Origin of the sequence: Streptomyces sp. NPDC025273 (genome assembly GCF_040638585.1) — a bacterium.
GTDB lineage: Bacteria > Actinomycetota > Actinomycetes > Streptomycetales > Streptomycetaceae > Streptomyces > Streptomyces cinereorectus.
Genome location: NZ_JBEZYP010000016.1, coordinates 153,854 through 154,976, shown reverse-complemented (window position 1 = coordinate 154,976; position 1,123 = coordinate 153,854). Strand labels below are relative to the sequence as shown.

The 1,123-nt window shown below is 70.7% G+C and carries 1 rRNA gene and 1 pseudogene; both read left to right on the top strand.

The window, feature by feature from the left end:
• Positions 1–92: ribosomal RNA gene (gene rrf / locus AB0F38_RS24620) — 5S ribosomal RNA — on the top strand; the annotation flags it as partial.
• Between the two features lie 260 nt (positions 93–352).
• Positions 353–1,123, top strand: a pseudogene (locus AB0F38_RS24615) (hypothetical protein); the annotation flags it as partial.

The window sequence follows — 1,123 nt, the reverse complement described above, 5'->3', positions numbered from 1 at the left end:
CGCCCGGTTACATTCCGAACCCGGAAGCTAAGCCTTTCAGCGCCGATGGTACTGCAGGGGGGACCCTGTGGGAGAGTAGGACGCCGCCGAACAATCTTTCAAGGACCCTTGGTCCCAGCGTTCATGCTGGGACCAAGGGTCCTTTTGTTTTTTCCGAAGCGCGTCGGATGGTCGGCTGCGCGAGAATGTCTGTGGTACCCGATGACAGGAGTCACCCCCATGTCCACCAACTCTTCCGACGACCGTCCGGAGCGCGAGCCGCGTCGCCGGGACGCCGGTGACAGGGGCGGCTTCCGAGGCGCTCGCGACGACCGGTCCTCCGCGCCTCGACGTGACAACGACCGCCCTGGCGGTGGCTTCCGGCGTGATGACAACCGTGGTGGCAGCACGGGTGGCGGTGGTTTCCGCCGTGACGACCGTGCTCCCCGTCGTGACGACAACCGTGGTGGCGGCTCCGGCGGCGGCTTCCGTCGTGACGACAACCGTGGCGGTGGCAGCACCGGTGGCGGTGGTTTCCGCCGTGACGACCGCGCTCCGCGTCGTGATGACGACCGTGGTGGTTACCGCGGTGGTCAGCAGCGCGACGACCGTGGTGGCCGGCCCACCGGCGGAGGTTTCGACCGCCGTGACGATCGCGGCGGCAGGCCCACCGGTGGCGGGTTCGAGCGTCGTGACGACCGTGCTCCCCGCCGTGACGACAACCGTGGTGGCAGCTCCGGCGGCGGCTTCCGTCGTGACGACCGGGGTGGCCGACCCACCGGTGGCGGCTTCGAGCGTCGTGACGACCGGCCCCGCGGCCCGCGTCGTGATGACGACCGCCCCAGCAGCGGCGGCTTCCGTCGTGACGACAACCGTGGCGGTGGCAGCACCGGTGGCGGTGGTTTCCGCCGGGACGACCGCGCTCCGCGTCGTGATGACGACCGTGGTGGTTACCGCGGTGGTCAGCAGCGCGACGACCGTGGTGGCCGGCCCACCGGCGGCGGGTTCGAGCGTCGTGACGACCGTGCTCCCCGTCGTGACGACAACCGTGGTGGCGGCTCCGGCGGCGGCTTCCGTCGTGACGACAACCGTGGCGGTGGCAGCACCGGTGGCGGTGGTTTCCGCCGGGACGACCGTGCCCCGC